Origin of the sequence: Psychrobacter sp., assembly GCF_035469765.1 — a bacterium.
Taxonomy (GTDB): Bacteria; Pseudomonadota; Gammaproteobacteria; order Pseudomonadales; family Moraxellaceae; genus Psychrobacter.
Window position 1 is genome coordinate 1 of the sequence record NZ_DATIRM010000208.1, and the last position, 6,353, is coordinate 6,353.

General features: G+C 41.6%; 6 protein-coding genes. 4 read left to right on the forward strand and 2 right to left on the reverse strand.

Features of this window, described 5'->3' with window-relative positions; genetic code table 11:
- Positions 1-306 precede the first annotated feature (306 nt).
- The 4 genes from VLN09_RS05875 (at position 307) to accC (ending at position 4,765) form a co-directional block, all read left to right on the forward strand.
- Entirely contained in the window at positions 307-801 is a 495-nt protein-coding gene (locus tag VLN09_RS05875) for an EVE domain-containing protein (RefSeq protein ID WP_325244584.1), read from the forward strand.
- A gap of 326 nt (positions 802-1,127) precedes the next feature.
- Positions 1,128-2,495: an MATE family efflux transporter gene (locus tag VLN09_RS05880; protein ID WP_325244594.1), complete on the forward strand. Its 1,368-nt coding sequence runs from the start codon at positions 1,128-1,130 to the stop codon at positions 2,493-2,495.
- A gap of 250 nt (positions 2,496-2,745) precedes the next feature.
- Positions 2,746-3,174: an acetyl-CoA carboxylase biotin carboxyl carrier protein gene (gene accB / locus VLN09_RS05885; RefSeq protein WP_325244586.1), complete on the forward strand. Its 429-nt coding sequence runs from the start codon at positions 2,746-2,748 to the stop codon at positions 3,172-3,174.
- Positions 3,175-3,394: 220 nt separating this feature from the next.
- Positions 3,395-4,765 (forward strand): acetyl-CoA carboxylase biotin carboxylase subunit, encoded by a 1,371-nt coding sequence (gene accC / locus VLN09_RS05890; protein WP_325244588.1) that lies wholly within the window; start codon positions 3,395-3,397, stop codon positions 4,763-4,765.
- A gap of 102 nt (positions 4,766-4,867) precedes the next feature.
- On the opposite strand, the gene VLN09_RS05895 is transcribed toward accC, so the two are convergent.
- A complete protein-coding gene (locus VLN09_RS05895) occupies positions 4,868-5,482 on the reverse strand; it encodes a hypothetical protein (RefSeq protein ID WP_325244590.1) in 615 nt (204 codons plus the stop codon).
- A 212-nt stretch (positions 5,483-5,694) separates the two neighbouring features.
- Positions 5,695-6,353: alpha-isopropylmalate synthase regulatory domain-containing protein (locus VLN09_RS05900; RefSeq protein WP_325244592.1), on the reverse strand; the 659-nt coding region annotated here is incomplete at its 5' end.

The following is a 6,353-nucleotide window of genomic DNA, read 5'->3' on the forward strand; positions in this document are numbered from 1 at the left end:
CACCTCTATTGTACTCTCACTCTTATGGACATCATCAAAAGCATTTGCATGATCAGATGGGTAGTTAAATTTGATATTTGACATAAGCAGACTTATCTATAAAGAGGACTCTGCTATCAATAGCAGAAAATACCGCTAGGATAACGGCTAAGCGACGCAAAAAAAAGCCTAGCGTTAAGAAAATTCCAACGATAACAAAACTTGTAACAAACGCTCTTGTTTACCGTACTTTACGATAAGAAAAATAGCTGACAATATTTTATAACGCTCTATGAATAACTAACAATTTTGAAAAGGATAAAGACCATGGCATATTGGCTCATAAAATCCAATCCAAGCTGTTTTAGTATAAATGACTTACAACATTTAGGTACCGAGATGTGGGATGGCGTGCGTAACTACCGCGCTCGTAACTTTATGCGTGACGATATGCAGGTAGGTGACAAGGCATTCTTTTATCATTCTAGTGCCAAGCCTTCTGGCGTTGCCGGTATCGTGACCATTAGTAAAGCCGGTTACCCTGATACTACCCAATTTCATCCAGAGCATCGACATTATGATCCTAAGGCCACTGAAGAAAATCCACGTTGGTATATGGTTGATGTGAGTTTTGATCAAACATTTAGCGATATTTTACCGCTATCAGAGCTGAAGTTTTTGCCCACGCTGGAGGATTCTTTATTACTTAGAAAAGGCTGTGAGCAATTAACCATCATACCTCTTGAGTCCAAACACTGGTATGCGATTATAGATATAGCAAAGGAGCTTAACCTAATAGCAAATGAAGCGGACTCTATTTAAGAATTCATACGCTTGACCTGTATGTGTATCCATCTATCCTATAATATTGACATTATAGCCTCGCTTCTTTACCATTCTATTGACTTATAGCCTGTTAATTCATCACTTGAATTGACGGGTTATTTTTATTTTAGTGCCAGTGATTTTTTATACTCTGACTACCTATTCTTACTAAGAATAGGCTTGCTCATATTATTTATCGGAGTATTATCGTCGCACGCCTCCTATTTTGCTGTCTCGCTATTCATTTATTGATGACAGTGCTTGCTCATCCACAATACTTATTTATCAATAATAATTATCGCAAAGAATAAAAGTTGCTCATTATGGTTTTCCCGTTGTCTTTTGTAGACTTTAAAAGCTACAGTTTACGCTTAGGCGTACTCGCACTCCCCATTTTAATCACCCAGTTTTGTCAAGCTGCCCTTGGTGTTGTTGATGCTATTATGGCAGGTCAAGTTTCCGCACTTGATTTAGCTGCTGTCGCTGTTGGTTCTGGCATCTGGCTGCCGTTATTTTTATTAGCGACAGGTATTTTGATTGCGACCACACCTTTAATTGGTGAAGCAATCGGTAAAAACCAACTCAAACAAGTACCGCATATTACCCAGCAGTCGTTATGGACTGCTGGTGTCATTGGAATCATTGGTTTCATTGTTGTCAATTTAGCCCCCAATGTCCTTGGTATTATGGGCGTCCCTGCCAATATACAGCCGATAGCAACGCAGTATTTGCATGGAGTATCGTTTGGTTTCCCTGCGATTGCCGTTTATGCGGTGTTGCGTAGCTATTGTGAAGCACTTGCTCGACCTGAACCTGTGACTGTCATCAGTATCATCGGGCTACTTGCAGATATTCCACTTAATTATATTTTTATCCATGGTTTATTTGGCATGCCTGAGATGGGCGGTGCTGGGTGCGGGGTCGCAACTGCCATCGTTCTATGGATTAACGTCTTATTACTAGCCGCTTATACCAGCTTTACTAAGCGTCATCAATTTGCCCGTACGCGATTTTTTTATGCCTTTGCCAGCCCCAATCGGGCACAAATAAAAAAGCTGCTCAAACTGGGTATCCCTATCGGCGTCTCTATCTTCTTTGAAGCAAGCCTATTTAGCTTAGGCGCACTGGTCATCAGCCCACTCGGTGAGCTGGCAACCGCATCGCATCAAGTTGCCCTGTCAGTGACTTCACAGCTGTTTATGATTCCCATCTCAGTCGCCATGGCGCTAACTATCATGGTGTCCAATCGCTTCGGTGAAAAAAACCTAATGGCACTGCGTCAAGTACAAGCGACTGGTCTTATATGGACTGTACTTATTGCATTGGCTTGTATGATTGGGGTTTGGTTGTTTAGACCGCAATTGGCAGCGGCATTCACTGACAATCCTGTAGTACGAGCACAAGCCATGCACCTGCTCATCTTTGCACTCGCTTATCAGCTGTTTGATGGCTGGCAGGTCAATGTTGCCGGTATATTACGTGGTATGCAAGATACCACCATACCCATGTGGGTGACGTTATTTTGCTACTGGATAGTGGCACTGCCGCTTGGTATTTATTTGGTGCGTTTTACAGACCTTGGCGCCCAAGGTTTTTGGATGGCGTTAATCACAGGGCTGTTTTTATCGTCCATTCTACTTACCATACGTCTGCGCTATCAACAAAAACGATTACTAGCCATGTGGAGCTAAGGGATTTCAATCGTTATACCTGAACAGTATCCATAACAATCACTACTGGCGCTCGTAAGTGACTTAGACTATGATAAATCCTTGAGTATTTCTTTCTCAAACGAGCGCTTACGTCATAATATGTAAAAAAACTCAGTTAACAACTGTACATTGATTGCTCATTGGCGTGAATATAGGTATCATTAGCAGTCATCTACACAATATTTAGTTACACTATTTCTTGAAATTAGTACAAGGCAAAAATAAAACTATGGATATTGAAAAAATACGCACCCTTATCGCACTCATGGAAGAAAGTGAACTGGTTAATTTAGAAATCAGTTCAGATGACGAGCATATCAGTTTAACTCGCCACTATGATGCCCCGGCTCCAACCATGATGGCAGCACCTGCTGCTGGCACTGCGCCTGTTGCTGCTGAAGCAAAACCTGCTGGCAAAGCGGGTAGCGTTGAGACATCACCCATGGTTGGTGTTTATTACTCAGCCCCTAGCCCTAATGATCCGCCGTTTATTAAGGTTGGACAAAAAGTACAGGCTGGCGACACGCTTGGTATCATCGAAGCGATGAAAATCATGAATCCCCTTGAAGCGACGCAAAGCGGTGTCATTGACGAGATCTTGGTCACTAATTCTGAAGTTGTACAGTTTGGTCAGCCTATCGTACGCTACAAAGCGTAATCAGATTTGCCAACCTCTACTTCGTTATGATGGAGAGCGTGCTATTTATCAGGTAATATCACTTTATGATAATGCTTAGGCTATTTTAAATAACGTTAGCTTAAAAATAATAAAGCTTGAAAGTATCAAAGTTAAATGATCGTTAGGCTTAATAATAAAGTTTGATATTGCCACATATAGCGACTCCATCAAAAAACGCCGCTTCAACAAGGATGACCCCATGATTAAAAAACTGCTCATCGCCAATAGAGGTGAGATTGCCCTACGTATCGTTCGTGCTTGTAAAGCCCTTGGTATTAAAACCGTCGGCGTTTACTCTACCGCTGATGCTAACTTGATGCACTTACGCTTTGTCGATGAAGCTATCTGTATCGGTAAACCCAATGCCAATCAAAGCTATCTTAATATCAATACCATTTTAACCGCTGCTGAAATCACTGGCGCTGATGCCATTCATCCTGGTTACGGTTTTTTGGCTGAAAATGCTGAATTTGCTGAACGTATTGAAGAAGCTGGGTTAACCTTCGTAGGTCCTACTGCAGATCATATTCGTCTGATGGGCAATAAAGTTTCTGCTATCAATGCCATGAAAAAAGCGGGTGTACCGACAGTACCGGGCTCAGTGGGCGCTGTGACATTACATAATGCTGAAGAGCAAGCACACAATATCGGTTTTCCTTTACTGATCAAAGCAGCATCGGGTGGCGGTGGTCGTGGTATGCGAGTGGTTGAGCGCTTTGAAGAAATTATCGGTCAAGTACAAGCCGCTAAGCAAGAAGCTGAGCTATGGTTTGGCGATGACACGGTTTATATGGAGCGTTATCTACAAAACCCGCGCCATGTAGAAATACAGGTGCTAGGCGATGGTAATGGCAACGCCATTCATCTATATGATAGAGATTGCTCATTGCAGCGCCGCCATCAAAAAGTTTTAGAAGAAGCCCCTGCCCCTGACATCCCTGATGATGTACGTCAGCCTATCTTAGATGCCTGCGTAAAAGCATGTAAGCTGGTCAAATACCGCGGTGCCGGTACCTTTGAGTTTTTATTTGAAAATAATGAATACTTCTTCATTGAGATGAACACTCGTGTACAAGTTGAGCATACCATCACTGAAATGATTACAGGTATTGATATAGTCGTTGAGCAATTAAAAATCGCAGCTGGCTACGGTTTATCTTATCGCCAAAGTGAGATTGAAATTCAAGGTCATGCGATCGAATGTCGTATCAATGCTGAAGATCCAGTGACATTTATGCCTTCACCTGGTACGGTCACTCAGCTGTATTCACCTAGTGGGGCTGGTGTTCGTTTTGACTCACATCTTTATCCTGGCTATGAGATTCCAAGTTACTATGATTCTTTGATTGGTAAGCTTATATGTCATGGTCAAACACGTCAGCAAGCGATTTCTAAAACGCTACAGGCACTTGATGAGTTGGTTATTGAAGGTATCAAAACCAATATCCCTATGCATCGTGATGTGATTTTAGCTGATGATAATTTTGTCAAAGAAGCACAAAATATTCATTATCTTGAAAGAGAGCTGTTAGTAGCGAATAAAGAAAAAGCGGATTCAATATCAATATAGGTCTCAAACATCTGTATTCTTAATCAAAGTTGTTACTAAAAACCCGTTATCTGCAAAGATAGCGGGTTTTTATATGAAATATAGGGTAATTAAAGGTGACGATTACGGCAGGATTCTATTAAAGTTCATAAAACACTCTGTCCCATCAGGATCAGTACACCACTGCATCTGGTTACCATCATGATTTAAAAACGCAATCAGTGCTTCGTCAGTCTGGTCTATCTGATTGCCTGAGCAATCCACCTCATTGTTATCATAGACTGTCTTAATCGCAATAATAGGCAGCCCCTCTTCGCGATGTGTGACTAAGTAACGACCGTAAGTCCATTCCTTACCACTCACCGACCACATCTCATTATCTGCAGCAAAATTATAAAGCTCACGGCATTGATTAGATTTCGATGCTGAAGCCACAAGTTTTTTATTGGTATTGGGTTGAATATTAATGATGCGTTTCTCGTCTTGGGTCAGTAGCCCAGCACCAGCATCCATTTTTGGTTCATCGGTTTTTATATTTTTATTGTCTTTTGATGCCGCTTGCCGAGCTTTAGCTTCTTTGGTCATCGTGACAGTGCTGTTTAAATCAATTTCCCATTGCCCAGCAATTGCAGGACTGATATGGGTGGTAATCGTTGGCTGCCTGACTGCTTCACCATTCACTGGAAGTGATGCCAAAATAGCGGCTAATGAAAATGACGAAAATGAGATAGGTTCCATAATTAACCTTTTTATTGATCTTTTAATAATGATTGATAGGTACATTAGCGTAAGTCTTAGACACCAAAAACACAAGTAACATTATGCTATCAATCCAAAAGCCTTCAGTAAAACCCATTCGCTATTAAAAAAATAACGCCATAGCTGTGCTTGCTAGAAACAAGATGCTATGGCGTTATTAATGCAAAATTTGATTTTATTCTTAACACATCCTAAGCAGCAACGGTGTTTACTGCTTGAGCAAAGGCTGATAATGCCCCTTTGAGCATTGCCGAGACCGTACTGCTACAAGTACCGATACCTGAATAAACCTCGCCATCGACATTTAACTGGATATAAGCGGCGGCATTGGCATTGGTTTTGTTGTCGCTATTGTTATCATCATCGATTCCATTGCCGCTATTGTGCTGCGGATTAATCGCATGCTCAGCATAGTTGATAACATGGATGGATTTGCCCGTATGCTGAGCCAATCCATCAATGAATGAAGACAATGGACCGTTACCTGTACCATCAACATTGATGGTATCGCCATTCATCTGCACTTGACCGGTAAAGTAAACCTCACCACCTTTATTATTGACCGTATAATCTAAAAGCTCAAAACTGCCTTGCTGTAGATAGGTGTCTTCAAAGGTCTGTAAAATCTCATCGTTCTGCAATTCACGAGCCGCCGTTTCGGCTTGTTTTTGTACCACACCACTAAAGTCAATTTGCATCCAACGTGGCAAGTTGAAACCATAATTACGCTGTAAAATATACGCAATACCGCCTTTACCAGATTGGCTATTGATACGTACCACATCCTGATAGCTGCGACCAATATGCGCAGGATCAATCGGAAGATATGCAACATCCCAGACGTTTTCTG

Excerpts from the sequence above, each read along its gene's own strand:
- VLN09_RS05875 (WP_325244584.1), top strand. The coding sequence starts at position 307 with ATGGCATATTGGCTCATAAAATCCAATCCAAGCTGTTTTAGTATAAAT.
- VLN09_RS05880 (WP_325244594.1), top strand. The coding sequence starts at position 1,128 with ATGGTTTTCCCGTTGTCTTTTGTAGACTTTAAAAGCTACAGTTTACGC.
- accB (WP_325244586.1), top strand. The coding sequence starts at position 2,746 with ATGGATATTGAAAAAATACGCACCCTTATCGCACTCATGGAAGAAAGT.
- accC (WP_325244588.1), top strand. The coding sequence starts at position 3,395 with ATGATTAAAAAACTGCTCATCGCCAATAGAGGTGAGATTGCCCTACGT.
- VLN09_RS05895 (WP_325244590.1), bottom strand. The coding sequence starts at position 5,482 with ATGGAACCTATCTCATTTTCGTCATTTTCATTAGCCGCTATTTTGGCA.